Origin of the sequence: Candidatus Methylolitoribacter marinus (assembly GCF_051853155.1) — a bacterium.
In the GTDB taxonomy this organism is placed as follows: domain Bacteria; phylum Pseudomonadota; class Gammaproteobacteria; order Burkholderiales; family Methylophilaceae; genus BACL14.
The window spans coordinates 153384-178515 of record NZ_CP124221.1 but is presented as its reverse complement, the minus strand read 5'-3'; the positions used below and the strand labels follow the sequence as shown (position 1 = coordinate 178515).

Below are 25132 nucleotides of genomic sequence, written 5' to 3'. Positions count from 1 at the left end.
ACCTTCAGAATACCCCTATTATACTGGATAGTAGACATTTTTTTTTAATAGAAATCATTAAAGATACATATTAATTTTATGTTACAAGACCCTTTTAATCGAAAAATTAATTATTTAAGGTTATCAGTGACGGATCGCTGTGACTTTCGATGCCAATATTGCATGAGCGAAGACATTGAATTTATGCCAAAACATCAAATGTTAACGATCGAAGAAATGAATCGGTTGGCCAATATTTTCATTAATTTAGGTGTTGAAAAAATCAGGCTCACAGGTGGCGAGCCCCTTGTAAGAAGAGGGGTAAACGAATTAATCGAAAAGCTAAGTCAACATACAAAACTTAAAGAGCTGACCTTAACTACCAATGGATCTCAGCTTGATCAAAAAATGGATGTGCTTAAACAATCAAAAATTAAACGAATTAATGTCAGTTTAGATAGTTTATGTTCTGAGAATTTTAAAAAAATCACCAGGATTGGCAACTTAAATGAAGTTCTTGCAAATCTTGAAGTCGCAAAGGAATACTTTCAAATAAAACTGAATACTGTGTTGATGAAAAACGTGAATGATCATGAGATTGTTGATTTGGTCTCTTATGCAGTAAAGCAAAATTTTAATATCAGTTTTATTGAACAGATGCCTTTGGGTGAAATTGGCTATGATCGCTCCTCAAGTTTCATCAACAGCAATGATGCAAAAAAAATCATAGAAAAAAAATATTCTCTTGAAGAAAATAATAAAAGAACTGGCGGTCCCGCAGTTTATATGAAAATTAAAGGCAGTAATTCTTTTGTAGGCTTTATATCTCCTCATAGTCATAATTTTTGCGATTCATGCAATAGAGTGAGAGTAAGTGCCGATGGATATTTGCATTTGTGTTTAGGTCATAATGAAAAAGTAAATTTGATTGAGCCTTTGCGAGCTCATCACAGTGATCATGCAGTTGAAAAATTAATTATTGATTCTTTGTTAAGCAAACCTAAGTCTCATGAATTTAATCTTCAAAATAAAACCAATGTGATTAGATTCATGTCCCACACGGGTGGATGAGTGAGAGTTGATGGTCTAATTATTGCTGGAGGGCAATCATCCAGGATGGGTCAGTTCAAAGCCTCAGTTAATTTTTTAGGGCGGCCGTTAATTAATCATGTTTTTGAACGTCTTAAAAATCAAGTTGATAATATTTTTATTAACAGCAACAAATTAATACCTAGTCTTCATGTAGAAACAAAAATGATTGAAGATGAAACTTCAAGTTATCTGGGGCCACTTGCAGGACTTCAGGCTGGATTACGACAAATAGATTGTCAATGGTTACAGATTGCTCCATGCGACACTCCTTTCATTCCATTAGATTTAACTGAAAAATTAATATCTACATCAAACAATACTGACAAACCAATCATAGTGCCGTCAGTCAATGACAGACTGCATCCCACTTTGGGATTAATCCATCAATCCATACTTCCTTTTTTAGATCAATTTCTGGACTCGGGAAAAAGAGGTTTTATTGAATTCATTAAACATGTTGGCTACTCATCTACTCTATTTGCTGATGAAAAATCTTTTACAAATATTAATTCACATGATGATTTAAAAAAATATGAACAAAATTAATTTAACAGACCTATATGAGGATAAAGGATGCTTATCTGAATACGATCCTAACTCTTTAACTTATGAAAAAGCCATTCTCTATCTAGAGCAACTCATTGAGCCCATTAAAAAAACTAAAAAAGTTTCTATTGAAAATGTGCTCGGACTTATTTTAGCCACAGATATAAAGTCATCGATTAATGTTCCAAACTATTATAACTCTGCCATGGATGGTTATGTTTTTCGACATCAAGAGCTAAAAAAAAATAATAATAAAGTAAAGTTGATGGGGAAAATATTAGCGGGTCATCCAGTTGATCCAAATAAAATAGGTAGTGTTTGTTTCAAAATTATGACCGGGGGGATGATTCCCAAAGGTTTTGATACAGTTATTCCTCAAGAGCTAGTAAAAATTGATAAGGATTTAGTCTGTTTTGATTTTCAACCAAAAAAAGGGGCAAACATTCGCAAAGCTGGTGAAGATATTTCAAAAAATGAAATTGCCTTAAAAAAAGGAACATACCTAAACCCGCTTCATATTGGCCTATTAGCCTCTTTGGGGATTTCTGAAATTAAGGTATTCGAAAGTTTAAAAGTTGGTTTTTTTAGCACAGGGGATGAGGTTGTTCAGCTTGGCGAAAAAATAAAGCCTGGTCAGGTTTATGATAGTAATCGCTACTTGATTAAATCATTTATGCACAAGATGAATCTTCATTTCAATGATTATGGAAATCTATCAGATAATAAATTCAAGCTAGAAAAGCAACTTGACACAGCCTCTAAAGAGAATGATTTAATTATTACCACAGGCGGGGTATCAGTGGGTGAAGCTGATTATATGAAAGAGGTACTATCCAACATAGGGAAAGTCCTTTTTTGGAAAATGGCAATCAAACCAGGAAGACCGATGGCTTTTGGTAAGATTAAAAAATCTTTTTATTTTGGATTGCCAGGAAATCCGGTTTCTGCTGCTGTTACCTTCCTTCAATTTGTTAAGCCAAGTATCAAACTCATGATGGGCAATTTTCAGTTTGAATCAACGCCAATCCTGGAAGCAAAATTAGGACAAAAAATCATTCGAAAAAAAGGTCGGACTGAATTTATTCGCGCCTATTTGCAAAAAACTGTGAAAGGTTATTGTGTAAAACCATTGAATCAGCAGGGGTCTGGCATGTTGAAATCGATGTCAGATGCAAATTGTTTTATTTTGATGGCTGAAAAAGAAGACGTGTTGGAAAAAAACACTTACGTCAAAGTCATACTTTTTGATGGTTTAATTTAGAGAAATAACCAAAAAATATTATAATTGACTGCTCAATGGAACTCGCAACACAAAAATACGAAGTTAAGTTTCTGGAGACAATAATCTTGTCTCTGTTACTGCATGGTTCTCTGCTTATTATTATTCCTAAAATGCAACATGATAATATCGCTATCCCAGAAATCTTAAATGTTGAAATTGATTTAACTCAACCTGAACCACCAAAGATTATTGAACAACCAAAAAAAATTGACCCACCAAAACCTGAAAAAAAACCCGAGCCTATACAAGAGTTAGCTCCCATTCAAGAGAAAGTAATTGAGGAATTGCCTGATCCTGTGATTGAAGAAATAACAGAGTTTACTGAACCTGAAGAAATTGCTCCCATAGAAAAAATTCAGGAATATATTCCACCACAAGCATCTCCAGAAGTAGTAAAAAAAATAACCGATAGCTATACAAACCAGCTGACCAGAGCCATAGCTAAGCAAAAAAAATATCCTAAAATTGCTCAGATGCGTCAATGGCAAGGTGAAGTATTATTAAATATTGAAATCGATCCTCAAGGAAATCTTGTCAAAGCTAATATTCTTGAGGAATCACGATATAAAATTCTTAACAATGAGGCTATTGACATGGTAAAAAGAGCATCGCCATTTCCTCAACCTCCTGAAGAGTTAAGACTTAAAAATTTCACTGTATTAGTCCCAATATCTTTTAAACTTGAATGAAGTTTGATTGTCACAAATTTGTCGTAAATTTTAGGTAGAATAAATAAATGAAATTAAAAAACTTCTCACTGCAAGGCACTAATGATCTCAATTTTGAATTAAATAATTTTTCAGGTAAAAAATTAGTCATCTATTTTTATCCAAAAGATTCAACCCCTGGATGCACCAATGAAGGTATTGATTTTTCAACTAAGTTGGCAGAGTTTAAAGCTAAAAATTGCGAAGTTTTTGGTGTCTCTAGAGACAGTTTAAAATCTCACGAAAATTTTAAAAAGAAATACGACTTTGATTTTGATTTACTTTCGGATCCTGATGAAATTGCTTGTAATATATTTGACGTTATTAAGATGAAAAATATGTATGGTAAACAAGTCAGAGGTATTGAGAGAAGTACCTTTGTTATTGATGAAGATGGCCAAATCATCAAAGAATGGCGAGGTGTCAAAGTCAATGGCCATGTTGATGAAGTCCTTGATTTTCTAAGTTCTTGAGAAATATAAATCTATGGTAAATAAAAAAACAAAACTCTTTGTGCTTGACACAAATGTACTGCTTCATGATCCAAGTTGTTTATATCGTTTTGAAGAGCATGACATCTATCTGCCAATGGTGACTTTAGAAGAACTTGATAATATTAAAAAAGGGGGGTCCGAGGTCGCCAGAAATGCAAGGCAGACCAGTCGCTTCATTGAAGAAATTATTGCTGATACAGAAACTAATCTTGATCAAGGATGTATTTTAGATAAATTTAGTAAAAATTCTGGTCGTTTATTCTTACAAACTCAACCTATTGATTATGAGCTTCCAATGCTGGCTGGAAGTAAGGCGGACAATCAAATTCTTGGAGTCGTTCATTTCCTTAAAACAGAATACTTTAAGAGAGAAGTTATTCTTGTCTCTAAAGACATTAATATTCGTATTAAAGCACGTGCTCTATCTATTTCGGCCGAAGATTATTTCAATGACAAAGTTCTTGAAGACACTGAATTACTTCATTCTGGAATTACAGAATTACCAGAAAATTTTTGGGAAAAACATAGTAAGGACATGGAATCCTGGCAAGAAGAAGGTAAGATGTTTTACAAATTAACTGGTCCGCAATGTAAAGATTTTGTGCAAAATGAGTTTGTTTGCTATGAGTTCGATAAGCCATTTCATGCCATAGTTCGTAAGGTGCAAAAAAATACAGCGACGTTGGAAATTGTTCAAGATTACTCGAATTCTAAATTTAATGTTTGGGGTATCAATGCCCGTAACAAAGAACAAAATTTTGCCCTTAACCTGCTAATGGATCCTAATGTTGATTTTGTAACACTGCTTGGTCAAGCGGGGACTGGTAAAACATTACTAACTCTTGCTGCAGCTCTTCAACAAACCTTGGATCTCAAACTATACTCAGAAATTATTATGACCAGAGTGACTGTATCTGTTGGTGAAGATATTGGTTTTTTACCTGGAACAGAAGAAGAAAAAATGAATCCTTGGATGGGTGCATTAGAGGATAATTTAGATGTCCTAAATAAATCTGATGAAACAGCTGGTGACTGGGGCAGAGCAGCGACACAAGATTTAATTAAGTCTAGAATTAAGGTTAAATCATTAAATTTTATGCGAGGACGTACTTTCCTCAAAAAATTCTTAATTATTGATGAAGCTCAAAACCTCACTCCAAAGCAGATGAAAACACTTATTACTAGAGCTGGGCCTGGAACTAAAGTAGTTTGCTTAGGTAATATTGCCCAAATTGATACACCCTATTTAACAGAAGGTAGTTCAGGGCTGACTTTTGTCGTGGATCGATTTAAAGGCTGGCATCATAACGGACATGTCACTTTACAAAGAGGCGAGCGTTCGCGTCTAGCAGATTATGCAGCAGAAGCTCTCTAATCAATCGTCTGTTCATAGCAGAGGCTTTTACTTTTTTTTAAGTGCGCAATTTTTATCAGCATTAGCTGATAATGCACTTTTATTTGCCGCAATTGCACTTTTGGCCAATATGCAAGCTCCGGTATGGCATCAGCCTTTATTACTGCAATTTTTTGTGATTTCATATATTTTGTTGGCTCCCTTTGTCGGTGCAATCGCAGATGCGTTCCCCAAAAGCAATGTTATGTTTTTTTCAAATGCTATTAAGCTTGTTGGGAGTCTCGCAATGTTAGCTGGCGTCCCTCCATTATATTCTTACGGTATTGTAGGCATTGGTGCAGCATCATACTCACCAGCAAAATATGGGATATTAACCGAATTATTACCACCTAAAGAATTAGTCGCAGCAAATGGATGGGTTGAAGGTTTAACTGTCGCTGCAATTATTTTAGGTGCTATTGTCGGTGGCATATTCGCTAATTTCTCACCTCAGATTGCAATCATAATTATCTCTTTTCTTTATTTGGCCGCAGCAATTTGTAATCGTTATATTCCATTTGTACCGATTGATCATAAATTAAATACTAAAAATCCAATCTATCTCTTAAAAGACTTTTACACCTCTTTGAAAAAATTATGGTCCGACCCACTCGGTCAGCTTTCATTGGTCGTAACCACATTATTTTGGGGAGCAGGTGCAACCTTAAGATTGGTGGTTATTGCATGGGCAGCATTTGCTCTATCATTTGGTTTAGATAAGGCGACCATGCTAACAGCTATGGTTGCATTGGGGGTAGCTATTGGATCGGTAATAGCGGCAAAGTATATCAAAATGAAAGATGCGGTAAAAATTTTAATTATTGGTTTTTTTATGGGCGTTCTTGTCTGTGCGATGGTCTTCCTAAGCTCTTGGGAGAGTGCAGCAATCAATTTACTTTTAATTGGTATTTTCAGCGGGATCTTAATTGTTCCCATGAATGCATTATTACAATACCGGGGACATAAACTGATAGGCGCTGGACACTCAATTGCTGTTCAAAACTTTAGTGAAAACCTTGGAATTTTAATTCTGAGCGGTGCATACACATTTATGGTCAAACATTCACTACCTATCAATGGGATTGTTTTTATTTTTGGTCTGTTTGTAGCCCTGACCATGATCATTGCTCTGATTTATTATGAAGATGCAAACAAATAAGAGTTAATGAAGTTTTACTCTAGCCTCAGTTCTTCTGGAAATAATCTTACCTAATAATCTAAAGATAACACTAACTACTCCATGTAAAGCTGATAAATGCATTTGATATAGCATAAGATACATTAAGCGAGCAATTAATCCCTCAACAAACATACTCCCGCCAAGCAGTGATCCCATTAAATTTCCCACAGTTGAATATCTTCCTAAATTAACTAAAGAGCCATAATCTTTATATACATAGTTGGCTAATGCCTTGTTAGGTTTTAACACTTTGGATTTAATAGATTTATAGAGCATAGATGCTTGTTGATGTGCCGCTTGTGCTCTTGGAGGAACTAATAGATCAGACCCTGGTTTAACCGGGCATGCTGCGCAGTCACCAAATGCAAAAATATCAGCATTTGAAGTACTTTGTAATGTCGATTCAACTTTGATCTGGTGAATAGAATTTGTTTCTATGCCTTTAATCTGTGATAGAAATTCTGGAGCCTTAATGCCTGCAGCCCAGACGACAAGGGATGAAATAATTTTTTTTCCCGACTGAGTTTCAATGCCATCTTTTGTGACCTTAGTCACACGCTCACCTAAAAATAACTTTACATTTAATTTACGCAACTCAGACTCCACCGACGTACTGATTTTTACTGGCAATGCTGGAAGTAAGCGATTACTTGCCTCAACTAGAGAAATGCTAATGTCACGGTCAGGGTTTACTCGATCTAATCCATAAGCAGTCATTTCACGAGTAGCTTTGTGAAGCTCAGCAGCCAACTCCACCCCAGTTGCTCCACCACCCACAATTACCACCTCTAGCTGACCCGGTCTGACTGAACCTTTTTGCGTTTGCGCTCTTAAAATTGAATTATGTAATTTTTGATGGAAACGCTCAGCTTGATCCTGAGTATCTAAGGCGACTGCAAATTCTTTTGCGCCTGGGATATTAAAATCATTAACTGTACTTCCAACAGATAACACTAAGGTGTCATATTTAATTTTACGTAAAGGGATAATTTCAGTTCCGTCTATATCATAAGTGGGTTCAATAGATACTGTTTTGTTCTGGCTATCAACTTGATTAACCCGGCCATATCTAAACTTGAAATGATGCCAATGTGCTTGAGCCAAATATTCCAATTCATCTTTGTCTGGATTTAAACTACCTGCTGCAATTTCGTGAAGCAATGGTTTCCAGACGTGAGTTTTTTTAGCATCAATTAAAATAATTTCTGCAATTTTTTTCTTGCCTAAGGTGTTACCTAATTTTGTTGCCAACTCAAGCCCGCCGGCACCACCGCCAACAATCACTACCCGATGCAGATTTTCCAAATGATTTTCCTTTTATTCGTTACCAGTTAAATCTTTACTGTTACTTCTTACGAAAGCAATAATTTTAAGTAACTCATCTACAGTTAAGCCATCATCAGCTGCCATAATACCGTAGCCTTTGCCACCCATACCGCCGTTTGTACCAGCCCAGATAGTTTCAAACATACCTTTGTTGGTTACGTCTTTAGCATAGTTGTATTTTGGACCAGTTAGACCTGGGCCTACTTGACCTTTAGCTGTTGGGCCGTGGCACTGTGTACATGACCACAGGTTGTAACGTTTTTTACCTGTTTTAACTGCTTCAGCGTCACCAACGTAAATATTTTTACCAGTGGCTAAGAATTCTTTTTCAGCATCTGTACCAACTAATGCTTCTTTAGGGAATTTAATTTCACTATTGTCAGTTGTTTTAACAAACTTAATGCTTTCCGTAGTATTAATGACAGAAATATTTAAGGCTTGATTATTAGATTCAGATTGTTTTTCAGGAGTTAGTTGATTATCATTCATTGCTTGCTCACTATTTTTTTCTGAACATGCTAGTACTGCAAGTGATAAAAAAAACACACTAATAAACTTCATAATCCTCCCAGATCACAAAAAAAACGGCTGATAATATATCAGCCGTTATTATAAACTAGATGTAACTCGTTAGACGTGAAGAATTACAGACCTTCGTTACCAGTTAAATCTCCACCATGACTTCTTACGAAAGCAATAATTTTAAGTAACTCATCTACAGTTAAGCCATCATCAGCTGCCATAATACCGTAGCCTTTGCCACCCATACCGCCGTTTGTACCAGCCCAGATAGTTTCAAACATACCTTTGTTGGTTACGTCTTTAGCATAGTTGTATTTTGGACCAGTTAGACCTGGGCCTACTTGACCTTTAGCTGTTGGGCCGTGGCACTGTGTACATGACCACAGGTTGTAACGTTTTTTACCTGTTTTAACTGCTTCAGCGTCACCAACGTAAATATTTTTACCAGTGGCTAAGAATTCTTTTTCAGCATCTGTACCAACTAATGCTTCTTTAGGGAATTTAATTTCACTATTGTCAGTTGTTTTAACAAACTTAACATTAGCGTAAGCTAGTGTTGAGATTCCAACTAATGCAGCTAATAGTGATGACACAACTACTTTCTTTGAAAACATAATTTCTCCTATTTATTTTGTAATCCAAAACAATATGGACATTCCATATTATTAGGACTATCAAAAATGATTAATAGTTTAATAATTTATAACTATCAGGGTTATTTAAAAACTTGATCTGAGGTAGTCAATAACTAACGAATATTATATAAAAAAAGGGGTGAAAAAACACCCCTTTTTAAGCATTTTTTTACAATTTATTTACATATTAGTTTTTATGACGCTTATAACCGTCTAAGTTACTTCCAAAAACAGGTTCCGCATGTGGAATACCATAATCATCAAGAATTTTTAAAATCTTATCTTTATTTTTCATGATCACAGCTTCAATTTCATCGCGTCGTTCAGCTTCTCTTTTTCTAACACCTGCCGAAATATTCCAATATGTTTTACCAGTCTTTTTCACTTGTTCATATTCTGGAACCGGAACAACCACAAGATCAACGCCTGATTGTTTTGCGTAATAACCACCAATTGGTCCCCACTCAATCGCTACATCCACGGCACCGTCAATTACGTCTTGCACTAACTTGCCTGGTGATTCTGTGAGATCACGTTGAATGCGATAAGGTCTTGCATTAGCCATTAGGTCGTGATCGTTTAGAGCAACAGCTACCGGACTTTTATCTTTTATACCAATCTCAACCTTACGTAAATCTTCTGATTTAAAATCTTTAATATTTAATCCGCTATCTTTTCGATAGATGAACACATGTCCAGCACGATAATAAGGTTTGGTTGTGTCTACTGCATCGTAAGTTGTGTTGGTGCCAATCAGATAATCACACCGCCATGCATTTAATGTATTTCTTAAGTAACCAAAGCGATCGAACCAATACTGATAAGATAATTCCTTACCCATATCTGCAGCAAGTAGTTCTGCAATCTTATTTTCAAAGCCTTCGCCTTTGTCATTAGAGTAAGGCAGGTTATTGGAATCTGCGCAAACTTTAAATTCATTATCACCTGGTACTCGTCTTACCTCACCTACTTTGCCGTCATTATAAATGTCGTTAGCATAAGCCTCTAACATCGCGAATGGAGATGTAAATACCACCATGATTCCTATCAATCCTTTTTTTAGCATGTTCAACTTTTCCTTAAAATTTATTTACTGTCGTGATTATACACAAAAAAAAACACCCTACCGAAGTAGGGTGTTTGTAAGACTAACTAACTAGTAATTAGTTTCTTATAATTCGAAAATTATAAGCTAAATACTGTTAATGCACCGCCGCCAGGAGCAGCGTTGTATTTTGTTAGTTCTTTATAACCACCAGCAGCACCAAGTGCGTCTGTGTCATTTGTTAGACCTAGGTTCATAGCAACACCAGCCCAACCACCGATACCAGAAAGCACACCTACGTATTGCTTACCTTTGTGGCCGTATGTGAAGGCATTACCAATAACACCTGAACCAACTTGGAATTTCCAAAGTTCTTTACCGCTTTTCGCGTCAAGAGCTTTTAACCAACGATCTAAAGTACCGTAGAATACTAAGTCTGAGTCAGTAGTTAAAGCACCGCCCCAAGCTGAGAATTTCTCTTTGTTGTACCATACTTTTTTGTTAGTCATTGGGTCATAAGCAGCAAAACCGCCCATAACACCGTCAGGACCAGCGAACATTGTTAATGTCGCACCAACCCATGGCTGACCAGCAACGTATTTAGATTCAACTGGCTCGTATGTCATACATACGTGGTTCATTGGTGAGTAGACTAAACCTGTTTTAGGTGAGTATGCAGCAGGCTGTTGGTCTTTAGTACCTAAAGCAGCTGGACATGTACCTTTAGTGTTGTAGTCTTGGTGAGTTGCGTGTTCTGCAACTTTGTTTGGAACACCAGATTTAAGATCAACGTCTGTTGCCCAGTTCACGAATGGGTGAACTTTTTCAGCAGCAACTAAAACACCGTTGTCAGCTTGCCATGTATAAGCAAAACCGTTTCTATCGTGGTGCCAAGCGTATGTTTTACCACCTTTGTCAAATAAGATAACTTCGTTAATACCGTCGTAATCCCATTCGTCGTGTGGTGTCATTTGCATACCCCAACGTGCCATACCTGTATCTAAGTCACGAGCAAAAACTGTCATAGACCATTTGTTGTCACCTGGACGTACGTCTGGGTTCCAAACTGATGGGTTACCTGTTCCGTAGAACACTAAGTTAGTTTTTGGATCATATGGCCACCAGCCCCAAACAGAGCCGCCACCATGTTGCCAACCATCTTTAACAGCTTGTGGTTTTAACCATGTTTTAAGACCTAAGTCTGTTTCGCCGCCTTTAAGTTGGTCAGTAGGGATTTTTTTGAAAGAACCACCTTGTTTGTTACCACCGTTTACATCTTCGTAAACTGATAGAGCTGAGTATAAAGGTGTATCTTTGTTGAAGTCAGCACCGATAAGAACTTCTTTATCTGGACCTGTTGAGTATGCTTTCCAAGCTACTGAACCGTCTTTTGTGTTAAGAGCTGTGAAGAAGCAACGAACACCAAATTCAGCACCTGAGCAACCTTGAAGAACTTTGTCTTTGATTACGTGTGGAGCTGATGTGTTTGTAGCACCAACTTTAGGATCTGTAATTCTAGCAGTCCAAACTTCTTTACCAGTTTTAGCATCTAAAGCAACCATGATACCGTCGTTCTGTTGTAAGAAGATTTTACCGTCACCAAAACCTAGACCACGGTTAACGTTGTCACAGCATAAAACTGCTTGAACGCTTGGATCTTGTTTTGGGAAATATGACCAAACGATTTTTTGATCGTTGTTAAGGTCTAAAGCGTAAACGTTGTTTGGGAACGCTGTGTGAACATACATTGTGCTACCAATAACTAATGGTGCACCTTCGTGACCACGGTTAACACCAGTCGCGAATGTCCATGCAGCTTTAAGGTTTTTAACGTTACCTTTGTTGATTTGTGTTAAAGCTGAGTGACCATTGTTTGTGTGGTTACCACGTGGGTGAGCCCAGTTATTTGGATCACTGATAGCTTTTTCTTGATCAGCAGCAGCTGAAGCAACCATAGGTGCTGCAGCAGCAAAACCAGCTACTAAACCAAGAGCTAATTTGATTTTATTTAATTTCATTATAAAAACTCCATAGTTAAAACTAAGGGTTAAAAAAGAAGCAAATAAAGCCCTCTCTATAAAAAATTTACACAGTGGATTTCATTTACTGTAGCACTAACTTCATGTGCTTGTAGATTACTCTATACCGATCTAAAATAAATTGCAACACTTTTGTTACAATTTAGTTACATTTATTTGATTTAAATTTTTTATAAATAGATATTGTATACATACATTTAAACATCACTACATATAGTGTTTTTTAAAAATTCAGCATAGATTGGTACTTCATATATAATTTATAGGGTTGTTATAAATGTCATTAATTTAGAAAGTTTTTTACTTATGAAGACTCTTTATCCAGAAATAGAACCTAACCAAACATACCATATACCAATGGATTCCGGACATACCATATATGTAGAAGAGTCTGGCAACTCATCGGGTCAACCTATTCTATTTTTACATGGAGGTCCTGGAGGTGGGACAGGGCCTAAACAAAGACGTTTTTTTGATCCAGACCACTATCGCATCATCTTATTCGATCAAAGAGGTTGTGGTCAGTCATCTCCTGCTGGTGAAATTGTAAACAACACAACTAACGATCTAATCAATGATATTGAAACAATTCGGAAACATTTAAATATCGAAAAGTGGTTTTTATTTGGTGGCTCTTGGGGGAGTACATTGGCACTGGCTTATTTTGTAAAATTCCCAGATTTAGTAAAAGGTTTGATATTAAGAGGTATTTTTCTGAGCAGGTCATTTGAGCTCGATTGGTTTTTAAAAGATGTTGAAATATTCTTTCCAAAAAAATATAAAAAATTATTATCTTTTCATCATACGATAAATAAAATATCTCTTGTGGCTGATTACAGCCGTTTGGTTTTCGGCAATGATAAAGAGCTCGCTGAGAAAGCGGCGCATGCTTGGAATAGTTTTGAGGGAAGTATTTTAAAGCTGACCTATGAAGATCAAGATGAAATGCCAACCATTAATTATCCTGAAGAGCTAGCTCGAGCACGAGTGCAATTACATTACATAAAAAATAAGTGTTTTGTTGAAGGAGACGCAATCTTAAACTCAATGAAAGCATTGAATGAAGTCCCAACTGTTATTGTTCAGGGTCAATATGACATGGTGTGTCCTCCGCTAACAGCAGATGACTTATATACAGTCATGCCTCATGCTGACTTCAGATTAATTCCAGATGCCGGTCACTCAGCCTCAGAGCCTGGTATTACTCATGCTTTAATTGATGCAACGGATATTTTTAAAAGGTATCTCTAATTGAAAGATTTTATTTGGAAAAGTAAGTTTTATTTAACTCACTTTTCACAAAATCTTAGTCAACATCGATTTTTATCGTTGTGTGCCACAACTAGTTTTTATTTTTTATTTACCTTAATTCCCTTCATCATTCTCATTTTTCTTATACTGAGTAAGTGGGTATCAAATTCTGATGTTATTTTTAATGAATTACAAAACATCACATCTAACTTATTGCCTGAAATTTCAGAAAAAATGATGCTTCAAGTCAAAAAGTTTACTGATGGCTCAAGAGGTTTGAGTTGGTTTTGGTTTTTCATTCTCTTTTGGGCAGCAAGTCCACTCGCAAACTCTATAAGAAAAAACTTCTTAATCATCTTTAATAGGAAAATAAAACGTAAATTTTATGTAAATAAATTAATTGATGTCACTATTCTTTTATTAGTGATCTTTCTTTTCTTTAGCTATATTTTTATATCTAAGTACCTTATTACCCTGGCTGGAATCTTCCACTCTCTTGTTCCTATAAGTGAAAAATCAGTATTACTAATTTTATTTTCTAGCTTTTCTCTCATCATTTTCATAGCTATTTTTTACAAAATAATGACGCCTGAAAAAAAATTACCCCAATCATTACTTTTCATTGGTGCGGCTACTTCTTGTTTTGTTTGGATTTTTCTGCATGAAATGTTTGACTTTATTATGAGCATGAGCCAATCCTACGGCATCTTTTATGGCAGTATGAGAAATTTATTTATTTCATTAATCTGGCTTTTTCTCAACATCGCTGGGTTTTTAATCGGAGTCGAATTAATAGCATTTATATTCAATTTAGAGGTCTATAAGTTTAGGTCTTTATTCCTCCAACCTTCTAAATCGTTATTAAAAAATTATTTTCAGCCCAACATTATTCGGCTCCAAAAAAATTCTGTTCTATTTAGCTATAACATGCCAGCGACATCAGTTTATTTTATTGTTGATGGTCAAATCAAAACAACAATCAATGGTCATGAAAGGTTATTCCACAATAATCAATATTTTGGGGAATTATCTGTGATTAATAATACAAAAAGGCTTGGGGAAGCTATTGTTGTTTCAGATTGGGCAAAAATCATTAAAATTCCCAACTCAACTTTTAAGAAATTATTAAATGAAGATCTAGAATTTCAAAACTATATTTTAAAAAACTTAAATAAAATTATTATTAATTAATTCAGGATTTGGTTTCAAATCAAATGCGATACAAATTCTTTCTTCATCAGAATTAAATGGGATGGTGCGGTGAAAAACAGAAGATGGGAAAAATATTACATCTCCTTCTTTAGGAAGAATCACTTTTCTAGGAAAGTTATCATGCTCGTTAGGATAGCTGTCCCCGTGAGTGCTTAGCTCAATTGCACCTTCTTCCATAGTGTCTCTGTGTTGAGGAATTTTGAGATAAACTGCTCCGCTGATCCAACCATCCTCATGAATATGAGAAGTCAGATGACCCCCTTTTTTCATTCGAACATACCACGAGCTGCTAAATATGATCTCTTTAGGGAATAGTTTAATAAACGCACAAGATTGCTCTTGATTTGATTGAAAGTACACATTAATCAGTTTTTTCAAGCCCTCAGATAATGCTCTAAAAGAATTTTCTGAACGTTGAAATAAATTACCTGACGACTGAGTTCCATTAAAAAGCCGACTTTGCTTGCGATCGGATATCTCTGCTTGCTCAATGTCTTTCAGTAATGATTTTAGTAATGCTTGATTGTTATCAATCAACTCTGGCACTTGAGTATGCATCACAAAATTCAGTGGGTCGGGACAAAAGTTATAGATATCTTGTTTGTTAAAATTAATCGCAAAATGAGTTGAAAGTGTGGCTAAGAGTGGTGAGGTATGTTTTTTCCCGATCACTTTTTTTAATTTTTTCTCAAAGTCTTGATAATATTTTAATTTATATAAGCAATGTAATACTCGTGAATCTGAATCAAATAAATTAGCTTTTTCAAAATGAGGAAGTGCTTGATCCAATAAGCCATGATCATAATAGAAAATAGCTAATTGATAATTTCCCTTGGGGTGGTCTGGATCAATTTCAATCGCTTTTAGAAGAAATTTTTTGCCCTCATCGACATTACCATCATGCCAAAGTGCATCCCCTATATCTGTAAAAAATTCTGGGTTATCGTTTTCAATATTAATTGCATTAGTGTACTCAGTAATAGCTAGCTTTAAATTTCCTTGATTCCTCAAAGCTCCTGCTAAGTTAAAATGAGTCCTAGATGCTTTAGAAATAGCTAGTGATTTTTTATAGGTTGCAATCGCATCATCCAATTTACCCAATTGCTGATAAACAGATCCGATATTATTGAGTGCTTCATAAAAGCCTGGCTGAATTTCTAGTGCCTTGTGATAATTTTCCAATGCTAGATCGAATGCACCTTTTTTTTGGTACAAAATTCCTTTGTTAAAAAAAACTTCAACAAAATCTGGTTTGATTAATAGCGCTTGATCATAATTTTGTAATGCTCCATCAAGGTCATTTAAATTAAATTTAACGGCGCCTAAATTAAAAACAATCTCAGGGATTTGATTATTCAAACGAATAGCTTTCTCATAACAATTTTTAGCATTTACAAGATCATTTATTCGTTCATAGCTGGCACCCATGATGTTCCATAGAAAAATTTGATCAGGGTGGTGTTTTAAAAAACTATTTGCTAACTTAATGACCTGCAAATATTCTCCTGAATTATGCAGAACAATCATTTTTTCAATATCGGCCTGTGTAAACTGTTTCATTGTTATGTAAAGTTATTAAATTTGTTGTTTTACGTTTAATTAATCAAAATTAACATGCTAGAATATTGCCGCTATGGAAACTATATCAACTATAAATTTTATTGGAACAGCCTTATTCGCTATTGCAATTTTACATACTTTTTCAACAAAATATTTTGAACATCTGGCACACACCCACAAAAAATTTTCTGGAATCCTTCATCTCCTTGGTGAGGTAGAAATTGTTTTCGGCTTCTGGGCAATGGTATTGATTGTCTTTATGTTTATTTTTGAGGGTAGCTCCTCAGCAGTTGGCTACGTTGATTCGCGAAACTTTACAGAACCAATGTTTGTATTTGTCATCATGGTCATTGCCGCAACTAGACCTATTTTAGAGTTTTCAGAAAAATTAGTTATATTAATTAGTAGATTCATTCCGATAAAAACTGAAGTTGGAATGTTCTTTCTTTTACTCAGCTTTGTACCTCTGTTTGGATCTTTTATAACCGAACCTGCTGCCATGACACTTGCTGCTTTGCTTTTAGGCAGGTTGTATTACAACAATAAACTATCTGAAAGATTTAAGTATTTAACCCTGGGTGTCCTTTTCGTCAACATTTCAATTGGCGGAACTTTAACACCTTACGCTGCCCCACCCGTGTTGATGGTTGCCGGGACTTGGAATTGGGACATCTTATTTATGATGGAAAATTTTGGTTGGAGATCAGCCATTGCTGTCCTTATTAATGCATCCGCACTGACCTTTTTTTACAGAAGTGAGTTAGCTAAAATCAATTTCAATGCAGAAGCAAAAAAAGGAGTACCTGTCGCTTTAACAGTGGTCCATCTGCTATTTTTGTTAGGCGTTGTAATTTTTGCTCATCATCCTGCTGTATTTATGTCGCTTTTCTTATTTTTTCTAGGCATTACCACCGCGTACAAACATTATCAATCTGAATTGATCCTAAAAGAAGCTTTACTAGTGGCTTTCTTCTTAGCTGGACTGGTGGTAATTGGCGGTGTTCAACAATGGTGGCTTCAACCTGTTCTGGTTTCAATGAGTGATAATGCCGTCTATTTTGGTGCGACAATTTTGACCGCCTTTACTGATAATGCAGCTTTAACATATCTAGGCTCTCTGGTTGAAGGCTTAAGCGATCCTTTTAAAATTTCATTAGTGGCTGGAGCAGTCACTGGCGGAGGGTTAACAGTTATTGCCAATGCTCCTAACCCAGCAGGGATTAGCATATTGAAAAAATACTTCAATGAAGAGGCCGTTAGTCCTCTAGGGTTACTTTTAGGAGCCTTAATCCCAACTCTTGTTGCCGTTATATTATTTAGGGTGATTTAATCTGAAGAATTTAACAGTACAGATTGATGGTCAAGTTCTCAAGTCTGCAAGAGAAAAAGCCAAGCTTTCTATTAATGATATCGCCTCTGCTTGCAGCTTGTCTTCACAACAAATTATGTCATTAGAAACAGATTCCGATGTAGGTTTTTTTAATGATCAATTTAAAGTAATCTGTGCAAAAAAATATATTAACTTTTTAAAACTTAATGCCGATCACGTCATTATTGTGCCTAATGATGAATCAGATAATGATCGAACTACTAGTATTGATGCTAAAGAAAAGAATCTACCAGAATCTGAAGATCAATTCTCATTTAAGAAATTCAACAATACAGAAAACATTAAAGTTCTTATTGCTTTAGTTGTGCTAGTAATTATTTTGTTTATATTTAACTATTACAATCAACACGATGAATTAGAAGCTATAGATGAATCTGTTTTAGACACTGAAGAAACAGAAATATATAACGATTTAAGTTTCGAAGATAAAGAAAATCAAATCTCTTTGTTCGAGTCTGCAGATACTAGTTCCAATGACAACAACCCAATCGAGCAGGAGCAAGATGTTAAGATTGCTAATAATTCTAACTTTGAGCAACTTAATCAGGCATCATGCAGCACTATTTTTCAATCGACAGATATCCAAAATTATCGCACCCCGAATGTGCCTGATAAACCGGATAACTATGTTCATATAAAATCTAACCTAGAGCTACCCATATGTATTCAATCTAATAAAGGGGACGCTAATTTATTCACGGTGACTGAAAATGATCCCCTCACCTTTAGAGGCCAAGCTCCATTTACTCTTTACATAGCTAACCCAGAAGGTGTGCAGGTTTTTTTTCAAGGCTGGCAAGTGGGGTTAAATCCAAATTATCAGGTTTTTAAAATTAATTCTTATCAAGACCCAAACTTAGGAAGCCTCCAGTAGTTCCTGCCAAGACGTTGTAAACCTCAAACTTTTATTTGATTGTTTCATGCGCCATTTACCATCTTTGGATTGCCAGCCGCTCATGATGATATTTGCATGATATTTATCTCGAATCGCATCAATGGTATTTGATAAATGATGCCGTTGGGATCCTGCTAAATCATCTTGATTGAGGTTTATTGACCTTCTTAAGTCACCTAAGATAATCCCAGCTTTATGATAGTCAATGCCATGATGGTATATTTTTTCTAACCCGCGTATTGCTAAGCGTAATAACTGTTGATTGCTATCCGTGTAGTCGTAATGCTTTAATCGAATGGCATGCTGTATTCTATGCTGACTGCTAAATGGATTATTACGCATAAATAATGTCATTTCCCTGGCCGTCAATTGCTGCCTTCTTAATTTAATCGATGCCCTTTGTACAAAAGTCGCTACCGCATCAGCCATATCCTCATAACAATTAATCTTTTGTCCAAAACTTCTTGAACATACAATTTGTTTTTGATCCGGCTTTATTGATTCAATCGGATAACATTCAATATTATTCAGCTCATATACCATTCTTTCTATATTGACACTGAAGGCTTGTTTCATCCATTTTGCATTAGCCGTTTTTAAATCATGTACGGTTCGTATGCCTAATTCATTTAATCGTTTTTTTAAGCGTACGCCAACCCCCCATAACTCGCCGACAGATATCTCACGCATTAATTTAGTTAAGATTTCGGGGTTAGTTTCTGAAAAACAGACCACACCATTAAACATGTGATATTTCTTTGCCATGTAATTGGCTAACTTTGCCAAAGTTTTTGTTTTTGCAATGCCAACACAAACCGGTAATCCAATATTTTTGAATACCGTGGTCCGAATATGCTGACCGTATAGTAAATATTTTTTTTGATATATTTTTAAAAAAGATTCGTCAATCGAATAAATCTCTTGATCTTGGGATAAATTTGCTAACAGCTGCATCACCCGATTACTCATATCAGCATAGAGCGGGTAATTAGAAGAGTAAACGTGAACATGATTTTTTTTAATCAAATCCTGTGCTTGAAAAAAAGGCATCCCCATTTTAATACCAAGAGCTTTTGCTTCATTACTCCTGGAAATAATACAGCCATCGTTATTGCTTAACACGACAACAGGAACATTCTCTAACCTTCTATTAAATAAACGCTCACAACTAACATAAAAATTATTAACATCGACCAATGCAATCATCACTTAAACTTACGCACTGATCCCGTTACCACCCCCCAAATTTCAAATTGACTTCCTTCTTCAATATAAATTGGCTTGAATTCTTTATTGGCTGGCATTAAATAAGGTCCTGTGTTGTTTTTAGTCAACACTTTCACAGTAAATTCACCATCAATCGATGCGAGCACGATATCATTAATTGCAGCTGATTTCGAACGGTCAACAATGACAATATCGTTATCCAAAATTCCTGCATCCACCATGGAGTCTCCTTTGATTCTGACAAAAAAAGTTGACTCAGCCTGGTTGATCAAATACTCATTTAGATCTAATCGACTTTCTGCATGATCATCTGCCGGTGAAGGAAACCCTGCAGGCACCTTATGGCTGAATAAGGTTATAGGAATAGGCTTTTGAATAGATGGTTGTATAAAATCAGCGATACTGAAGTTGGTTTTTTTAGTGTTGAGTAAGAAATTTTTAACTTCACTAATGCGGCTGATTGGGATGCGCACCACCTTCGTTGATTCTGCATAAAGACCGCTGTCTTTTTTACGACCAGCTCCTTTCCTTACGCCACCTCTTTGATTTTTTTTACTGTTCATATTTTGATTAATGTAACATTAATCAAAATATATTTCTATTCATTCATATGAAATAATTATAAAAAATTTATAACAATCGTCTTGACAAGTAAATTTAAAAACGGCAAAGTGAACTACAAGCTCTCAAGAACAGCAGTTTGTGGGCAGTTTAGGCTAACTTCAGTATTATGATTTAGCAAAAATTTATTCAATTAAAAATATGGAGGAATAATAAATGAATAAAGGCGAACTAATCGAAGCAATCGCTAGCGCAACAGGATCCACAAAGGCTGATGCCGGGCGTGCTCTTGATGCAACCATCGAAAACATCACTAAAGCTCTAAAAAAGGGTGACACAGTTACATTAATTGGATTTGGTACTTTCAAAGTATCCAAACGTGCTGCACGAACAGGCCGTAATCCACAAACAGGTGCTGAATTAAAAATTCCAGCAAGAAAAGTTCCGTCATTCAAAGCTGGCGCTGGCTTAAAAAGTGCTGTGAATTAATCCAAAAATTACTCATTTTAAAATATAAAAAAACCCAGATACTTCTGGGTTTTTTTATATCTCTTTATTTGTCCTTCTACTTCGTAATATTTTTAGCAAACATTTTGTAGAGCGCGGGGAGAACTAATAAAGTCAAAGATGTTGAGGTAATTAATCCACCGATCACGACAATCGCGAGAGGCTTTTGTACTTCTGAGCCAGGACCTGTAGCAAATAAAAATGGGATCAGAGCTAGCATCGCTACAGATGCGGTCATCAACACGGGTCTTAATCTTTGCTTACATCCTTCGATGATGGCCAGATCTATCTTCATTCCATCTTTTTGCAATCCTTGTATGCAAGAAATCAAAACCACGCCATTCAAAACAGCAATTCCAGCAAGGGTAATAAAACCAACAGAGGCAGGCACTGATAAATATTCTCCAGTTAAAGCTAAGCCAAAAATCCCCCCAATACTGGCGAAAGGTAATACGGTAATAATTAACGTGGCAAAGCGGACAGAGTTAAATAAAAGAAACAAGAGGAAGAAAATACCGACAATCGTTAAAGGAATAATAATGGATAAATGCCCCAGCGCACGGGTCATATTTTCAAACTGTCCACCATACTCAATATAGTATCCGTCAGGTAAATCTAATTTTTGATTAATGGCTTGCTGCAAATCTGCCACTAGGCCACCTAAGTCCCGGCCCTCTACATTAATACCGGTATAGACTCGTCGTTTAGCAAACTCACGACTAATCCGTGCCGGACCATCTCGTGTTTCAATGGTTGCTAAGTCTCCCAAGGAAACTCGAGAGCCGTTTGGCGAAGTCAGCATGATGTTCCGAATTACATCCTCATCATCACGATACTGCGCAGGAAATCTGACGGCTGCCCCAAAATTTCTTTGGCCTTCATAAATACGAGTTGCTTCCTTTCCTCCAATGGCCATCTCAATCAAATCATTAATCTCAGAAACATTAAACCCATGTCGTGCAATAGCTGCTCGGTCTAAAACAATATTCAAATATTGCTGACCCGTGATTTTTTCAACTTTTATTCCTGTTGCTCCCTCAATTTCCTTTGCCAACTCTGCTACTTCATCTGCCTTTTTTCTTAAAATTTTAATATCATCACCAAAAATTTTGACAGCAACGTCCGCTCTTACGCCTGTCACCAACTCATCAACCCGATCAGAAATTGGTTGCATCATCATCAATACCACGCCAGGTAAGAACTTGAGTTTTTCTTTAATAGCATTCGCAATATCGTCTTGTGTCCATCCTTCAGGCCACTCTTCTTTTGGCTTCAAGCTGACTAAAGGTGTCGATTCGTTTTGCGCTTGCGGATCCGCCGGACTTTCACCTCTTCCAAGAGCACTAACCACTGACTTCACTCCAGGAACTTCCATAATTGCCTTCATGGCTTTAAATTCCATATTAATCGACTCTTCAATGGAAATATTAGGTACTCGATCAATTCCAGGGACAATGGACCCTTCCTTCATCTCTGGAATAAATGAGGTTCCTAAAAAAGGGATAGTCATGATTGACACCACAAAAAAACTCACTGCAATAGTGATCACTTTCTTTTGATTGACTAAGACTTTCTTTAATACGCTGATATAAGGAGTCTTTATTTTTTGAATTAATTTTGTATCCTCACCCGAACCCCCCGTTAAGAAAAAACTGCAAAGTGCAGGCGATAATGAGAAAGATAGGATTAAAGAAATAGTTAAGGCAATCGCTATAGTTAAAGCCAACGGTGCAAACATTTTTCCTTCCATGCCTTGCATTGTCATTAATGGTAAGAACACCAAAATGATGATACCAACTCCAAAAAGAACAGGAGTGGCAACTTCTTTACAAGCATTGAAGATCACTTGGTTTTTATTTTCATTCTTTTTCATATGACCTAACCGATGAAAAGTATTTTCAACAATCACCACGGAACCATCAACCATTAATCCAATGGCAATTGCTAAACCCCCAAGAGACATGAGGTTAGCAGAAATGCCTAGATAATTCATCGCCATAAAAGTGATTAGAGGGGTCAGTACAAGTGTCATCACTACGATCACGCTTGATCGAAAGTCGCCTAAGAAGATAAACAAGATAGCAATCACTAGAATAACTCCCTCAATCAAGACTTTCACAACCGTGGTTATTGCTGCGCTCACTAATTCACTTCGATCATAATAAGGAACAATTTTTAGACCCCCAGGAAGCATTTCGTTGTCATTGATTTCCTGCACTCTCTCTTTAATATTCTTAACCACTTCCTTGGCATTACCACCCCTTAACATCATGACAACTCCACCAACGGCTTCAGTTGCTCCGTTTTTAATCACCGCACCTACTCGCACTTCATAACCGATTTTGACTTCACCGATATCACGCATGTAAATTGGGATGCCGTCCGTTTCTTTCAATACGATATTTTCAATATCATTGATGTTTTGAATCAAACCCTCACCTCTGATCAAGTATTGTTGAGCACCTTTCGGTAAAACGCCCGCGCCACTATTGATATTATTTTTTTCCAAAGCCTCAAACACGCGAGACATTTTTATTTTGTAGTGCGCTAACCGGTCAGGATTCACCAGAACCTGATATTGTTTGACATAACCTCCTTGTGAATTAATCTCAGCCACGCCGGTAATATTTCTAAGTAAAGGGCGAACGACCCAGTCATTGATTGTCCGCCGATTTGTTAATTCAGGAACAGTGAGTTGTCGCCCCTCTTCATCTGGAAGCTCAAGAGTGTATTGAAAAATTTCACCTAAGCCGGTAGATACAGGCCCAAGAATGGGTGATACGTCTTTTGGCATGACATCTTGCACTTGCATCAATCGCTCCATCACAAGCTGTCTGGCAAAGTACACATCTGTAGCATCATTAAACACTAAAGTAATTAAAGAAAGAGCGTCTTTATTTAATGATCTCATTTCCACTAATCCTGGGAGGCCAGTCATAGCAATTTCAATAGGTACGGTAATGAACCTCTCCACCTCTTCAGGAGATTTGCCGGTCGCAACGGTGGCAACCTGAACTTGAATATTAGTGACATCAGGAAATGCGTCTAGAGATAATTTTTGTGCAGCAAAAAAACCTCCAATAATTAACATGGCTGATATCACCATGACAATTAGTCGCTGGTTTAAAGACCCTCTTATAAAAGCTTCAATCATATAAAATTATTCTTTGGCATACAGTCGTTCATTATTCAGATGAAAGGCGCCATCTATCACTACCTCTTCACCTTCGAGCAGACCGTCATCAATATGAACGGCATCTTTATTTTTTACCCCTAATGTCACAGGGCGCATCAAAAACTTATTTTCGCCAGTTTTGACAAAAATATTAGGGATATCATCAATGGATACAATCGCATTGATAGGTACTCCAACTTTTTCAATGCTTTTGCCAGAGACCTTCATAGTTATGAGCATATCTGGCTTTAATAATCCATGCGCATTATCAATTTCCGTCCGTATAGTCACTGTTCTCGTGACAGGATCCACGATATCACCTAAATACGTAATTTTTCCTTCAACGGATTTATTCTCATATGCTGGAACATCAATCAGAAGATCGTCACCTTCTTTTAAAAAACCAATTTGTCGCTCGGGCACTTGAGCCACGCCCCACACTTCATTCAACATAGCGATAGTAAAAATATCTTCTGTGGGATCAACGACTTGACCAACATTTACGTTTTTCTTGATAATCTTCCCGTCAATCTTAGCCACAATATTTGTTGTAGCATCAATTTGTATTTCAGATTGAATGGCCTCAATTTCATCTATCGTCATGCCCATTACGAATAATTGATCTTTACTAGCCTCCATATCTGCCTTTGCTGCCGATAACTCAGTTTTTCGTTGTAATTTTTGAGCCTCACTCACTACATCTGCATCAAAAAGAAGGACAGCCCTTTCATATGCTTTTGTTTTTAATTCCACCATTTGAACAGCCTTAATGTAAGCAAGCTGCTGCTTTGCAAGCTCTGTACTATTAATCACAGCAAGTACGTCTCCTTGTTTAACGGTTTTGCCTAACTCTCCTTTTATTTCAATAATTCTGCCTTGCACCGGCGAGCCAATCCTTGCCAACAAATTTTGCTTTACTTCAATACTTCCAGGAATATCCAAGCTTTTCTTTATCGGAATGATTTTTGCTGACTCAAATTTAATTTGATCCAATATCTCCGGACTAGCGACAACTTCATTAGGATTTTTTTTCTTCACATCAACAATCTCTTTATCGTTGCTACAAGATCCTAGAATTAAAAAAATAAATAATAATAAGTATTGTGTTTTCATA

The 25132-nt window shown here is 36.3% G+C and carries 22 protein-coding genes; 12 read left to right on the top strand and 10 right to left on the bottom strand.

The genetic code is table 11. The annotated features are described in order from the left end of the window. The first annotated feature begins 78 nt into the window (after window positions 1-78). The 7 genes from moaA to lplT are packed head-to-tail and all read left to right on the top strand — an operon-like array spanning window position 79 to window position 6652. Entirely contained in the window at window positions 79-1050 is a 972-nt protein-coding gene (gene moaA / locus QFA95_RS00910) for a GTP 3',8-cyclase MoaA (protein WP_486462972.1), read from the top strand. Beyond that, window positions 1051-1617: a molybdenum cofactor guanylyltransferase MobA gene (gene mobA, locus QFA95_RS00905; RefSeq protein ID WP_486462971.1), complete on the top strand. Its 567-nt coding sequence runs from the start codon at window positions 1051-1053 to the stop codon at window positions 1615-1617. It abuts the gene before it with no gap. Further along, window positions 1604-2878, top strand: a complete 1275-nt coding sequence (gene moeA, locus QFA95_RS00900) for a molybdopterin molybdotransferase MoeA (RefSeq protein WP_486462970.1) — start codon at window positions 1604-1606, stop codon at window positions 2876-2878. The genes mobA and moeA overlap by 14 nt, the downstream gene beginning before the upstream one ends. A gap of 35 nt (window positions 2879-2913) precedes the next feature. Beyond that, on the top strand, window positions 2914-3588 hold the full coding sequence (locus tag QFA95_RS00895) for an energy transducer TonB family protein (RefSeq protein ID WP_486462969.1): 675 nt from the start codon (window positions 2914-2916) through the stop codon (window positions 3586-3588). Between the two features lie 47 nt (window positions 3589-3635). Further along, window positions 3636-4079: a peroxiredoxin gene (locus QFA95_RS00890; protein WP_486462968.1), complete on the top strand. Its 444-nt coding sequence runs from the start codon at window positions 3636-3638 to the stop codon at window positions 4077-4079. 13 nt (window positions 4080-4092) lie between these two features. Continuing rightward, the gene (locus QFA95_RS00885) at window positions 4093-5475 is read left to right on the top strand and encodes a PhoH family protein (protein WP_486462967.1); all 1383 of its coding nucleotides are present in this window, start codon (window positions 4093-4095) and stop codon (window positions 5473-5475) included. Then, window positions 5456-6652 (top strand): lysophospholipid transporter LplT, encoded by a 1197-nt coding sequence (lplT, locus tag QFA95_RS00880; RefSeq protein ID WP_486462966.1) that lies wholly within the window; start codon window positions 5456-5458, stop codon window positions 6650-6652. Before QFA95_RS00885 ends, lplT begins: the two co-directional genes overlap by 20 nt. Window positions 6653-6655: 3 nt before the next feature. On the opposite strand, the gene QFA95_RS00875 is transcribed toward lplT, so the two are convergent. The 5 genes from QFA95_RS00875 to QFA95_RS00855 form a co-directional block, all read right to left on the bottom strand. Next, complete coding sequence (locus QFA95_RS00875; protein WP_486462965.1) at window positions 6656-7978, bottom strand: NAD(P)/FAD-dependent oxidoreductase; 1323 nt, start codon at window positions 7976-7978, stop codon at window positions 6656-6658. 12 nt (window positions 7979-7990) lie between these two features. Continuing rightward, window positions 7991-8560: a c-type cytochrome gene (locus QFA95_RS00870; protein WP_486462964.1), complete on the bottom strand. Its 570-nt coding sequence runs from the start codon at window positions 8558-8560 to the stop codon at window positions 7991-7993. An 83-nt stretch (window positions 8561-8643) separates the two neighbouring features. Beyond that, window positions 8644-9135: a c-type cytochrome gene (locus QFA95_RS00865; protein ID WP_486462963.1), complete on the bottom strand. Its 492-nt coding sequence runs from the start codon at window positions 9133-9135 to the stop codon at window positions 8644-8646. A 208-nt stretch (window positions 9136-9343) separates the two neighbouring features. Further along, window positions 9344-10222 carry a quinoprotein dehydrogenase-associated putative ABC transporter substrate-binding protein gene (locus QFA95_RS00860; protein WP_486462962.1) on the bottom strand — a complete coding sequence of 293 codons (879 nt, stop codon included), beginning with the start codon at window positions 10220-10222 and terminating at the stop codon, window positions 9344-9346. A gap of 119 nt (window positions 10223-10341) precedes the next feature. Further along, window positions 10342-12219: a PQQ-dependent dehydrogenase, methanol/ethanol family gene (locus tag QFA95_RS00855; protein WP_486462961.1), complete on the bottom strand. Its 1878-nt coding sequence runs from the start codon at window positions 12217-12219 to the stop codon at window positions 10342-10344. 327 nt (window positions 12220-12546) lie between these two features. Between QFA95_RS00855 and pip the strand changes: the two genes are divergently transcribed. Further along, a complete protein-coding gene (gene pip, locus QFA95_RS00850) occupies window positions 12547-13491 on the top strand; it encodes a prolyl aminopeptidase (RefSeq protein WP_486462960.1) in 945 nt (314 codons plus the stop codon). Next, entirely contained in the window at window positions 13492-14682 is a 1191-nt protein-coding gene (locus tag QFA95_RS00845) for a YhjD/YihY/BrkB family envelope integrity protein (protein ID WP_486462959.1), read from the top strand. It abuts the gene before it with no gap. On the opposite strand, the gene QFA95_RS00840 is transcribed toward QFA95_RS00845, so the two are convergent. Further along, complete coding sequence (locus QFA95_RS00840) at window positions 14659-16263, bottom strand: tetratricopeptide repeat protein (protein WP_486462958.1); 1605 nt, start codon at window positions 16261-16263, stop codon at window positions 14659-14661. The two genes, QFA95_RS00845 and QFA95_RS00840, sit on opposite strands and share 24 nt — an antisense overlap. Window positions 16264-16336: 73 nt before the next feature. Between QFA95_RS00840 and QFA95_RS00835 the strand changes: the two genes are divergently transcribed. Both QFA95_RS00835 and QFA95_RS00830 read left to right on the top strand, forming a co-directional pair. Then, window positions 16337-17593, top strand: a complete 1257-nt coding sequence (locus tag QFA95_RS00835; protein WP_486462957.1) for a putative Na+/H+ antiporter — start codon at window positions 16337-16339, stop codon at window positions 17591-17593. 115 nt (window positions 17594-17708) lie between these two features. Next, complete coding sequence (locus QFA95_RS00830) at window positions 17709-18527, top strand: hypothetical protein (RefSeq protein ID WP_486462956.1); 819 nt, start codon at window positions 17709-17711, stop codon at window positions 18525-18527. Here QFA95_RS00830 and QFA95_RS00825 read toward each other — a convergent pair. Together QFA95_RS00825 and QFA95_RS00820 are read right to left on the bottom strand one after the other, a co-directional pair. Further along, window positions 18510-19754, bottom strand: a complete 1245-nt coding sequence (locus QFA95_RS00825) for a Y-family DNA polymerase (RefSeq protein WP_486462955.1) — start codon at window positions 19752-19754, stop codon at window positions 18510-18512. The genes QFA95_RS00830 and QFA95_RS00825 overlap by 18 nt on opposite strands. After that, a complete protein-coding gene (locus tag QFA95_RS00820; RefSeq protein ID WP_486462954.1) occupies window positions 19754-20338 on the bottom strand; it encodes a LexA family protein in 585 nt (194 codons plus the stop codon). Before QFA95_RS00820 ends, QFA95_RS00825 begins: the two co-directional genes overlap by 1 nt. A 214-nt stretch (window positions 20339-20552) precedes the next feature. Here QFA95_RS00820 and QFA95_RS00815 point away from each other — a divergent pair, with 214 nt between their 5' ends. Next, window positions 20553-20825 carry an HU family DNA-binding protein gene (locus QFA95_RS00815; RefSeq protein ID WP_486462953.1) on the top strand — a complete coding sequence of 91 codons (273 nt, stop codon included), beginning with the start codon at window positions 20553-20555 and terminating at the stop codon, window positions 20823-20825. A 76-nt stretch (window positions 20826-20901) separates the two neighbouring features. Here QFA95_RS00815 and QFA95_RS00810 read toward each other — a convergent pair whose 3' ends face one another. Beyond that, the gene (locus tag QFA95_RS00810; RefSeq protein ID WP_486462952.1) at window positions 20902-23997 is read right to left on the bottom strand and encodes an efflux RND transporter permease subunit; all 3096 of its coding nucleotides are present in this window, start codon (window positions 23995-23997) and stop codon (window positions 20902-20904) included. Between the two features lie 6 nt (window positions 23998-24003). After that, window positions 24004-25131, bottom strand: coding sequence for an efflux RND transporter periplasmic adaptor subunit (locus QFA95_RS00805; protein WP_486462951.1), 1128 nt, complete (start codon window positions 25129-25131; stop codon window positions 24004-24006). Window position 25132 lies beyond the last annotated feature (1 nt).

Bases quoted from the DNA above. Each gene is read 5' to 3' on its own strand.
- moeA (WP_486462970.1), top strand. From the start codon at position 1,604: ATGAACAAAATTAATTTAACAGACCTATATGAGGATAAAGGATGCTTA.
- QFA95_RS00890 (WP_486462968.1), top strand. From the start codon at position 3,636: ATGAAATTAAAAAACTTCTCACTGCAAGGCACTAATGATCTCAATTTT.
- QFA95_RS00870 (WP_486462964.1), bottom strand. From the start codon at position 8,560: ATGAAGTTTATTAGTGTGTTTTTTTTATCACTTGCAGTACTAGCATGT.
- QFA95_RS00885 (WP_486462967.1), top strand. From the start codon at position 4,093: ATGGTAAATAAAAAAACAAAACTCTTTGTGCTTGACACAAATGTACTG.
- QFA95_RS00840 (WP_486462958.1), bottom strand. From the start codon at position 16,263: ATGAAACAGTTTACACAGGCCGATATTGAAAAAATGATTGTTCTGCAT.
- pip (WP_486462960.1), top strand. From the start codon at position 12,547: ATGAAGACTCTTTATCCAGAAATAGAACCTAACCAAACATACCATATA.
- lplT (WP_486462966.1), top strand. From the start codon at position 5,456: ATGCAGCAGAAGCTCTCTAATCAATCGTCTGTTCATAGCAGAGGCTTT.
- QFA95_RS00825 (WP_486462955.1), bottom strand. From the start codon at position 19,754: ATGATTGCATTGGTCGATGTTAATAATTTTTATGTTAGTTGTGAGCGT.
- moaA (WP_486462972.1), top strand. From the start codon at position 79: ATGTTACAAGACCCTTTTAATCGAAAAATTAATTATTTAAGGTTATCA.
- QFA95_RS00855 (WP_486462961.1), bottom strand. From the start codon at position 12,219: ATGAAATTAAATAAAATCAAATTAGCTCTTGGTTTAGTAGCTGGTTTT.
- QFA95_RS00895 (WP_486462969.1), top strand. From the start codon at position 2,914: ATGGAACTCGCAACACAAAAATACGAAGTTAAGTTTCTGGAGACAATA.
- QFA95_RS00815 (WP_486462953.1), top strand. From the start codon at position 20,553: ATGAATAAAGGCGAACTAATCGAAGCAATCGCTAGCGCAACAGGATCC.
- QFA95_RS00810 (WP_486462952.1), bottom strand. From the start codon at position 23,997: ATGATTGAAGCTTTTATAAGAGGGTCTTTAAACCAGCGACTAATTGTC.
- QFA95_RS00830 (WP_486462956.1), top strand. From the start codon at position 17,709: ATGTCATTAGAAACAGATTCCGATGTAGGTTTTTTTAATGATCAATTT.
- QFA95_RS00865 (WP_486462963.1), bottom strand. From the start codon at position 9,135: ATGTTTTCAAAGAAAGTAGTTGTGTCATCACTATTAGCTGCATTAGTT.
- QFA95_RS00860 (WP_486462962.1), bottom strand. From the start codon at position 10,222: ATGCTAAAAAAAGGATTGATAGGAATCATGGTGGTATTTACATCTCCA.
- QFA95_RS00820 (WP_486462954.1), bottom strand. From the start codon at position 20,338: ATGAACAGTAAAAAAAATCAAAGAGGTGGCGTAAGGAAAGGAGCTGGT.
- QFA95_RS00835 (WP_486462957.1), top strand. From the start codon at position 16,337: ATGGAAACTATATCAACTATAAATTTTATTGGAACAGCCTTATTCGCT.
- QFA95_RS00805 (WP_486462951.1), bottom strand. From the start codon at position 25,131: ATGAAAACACAATACTTATTATTATTTATTTTTTTAATTCTAGGATCT.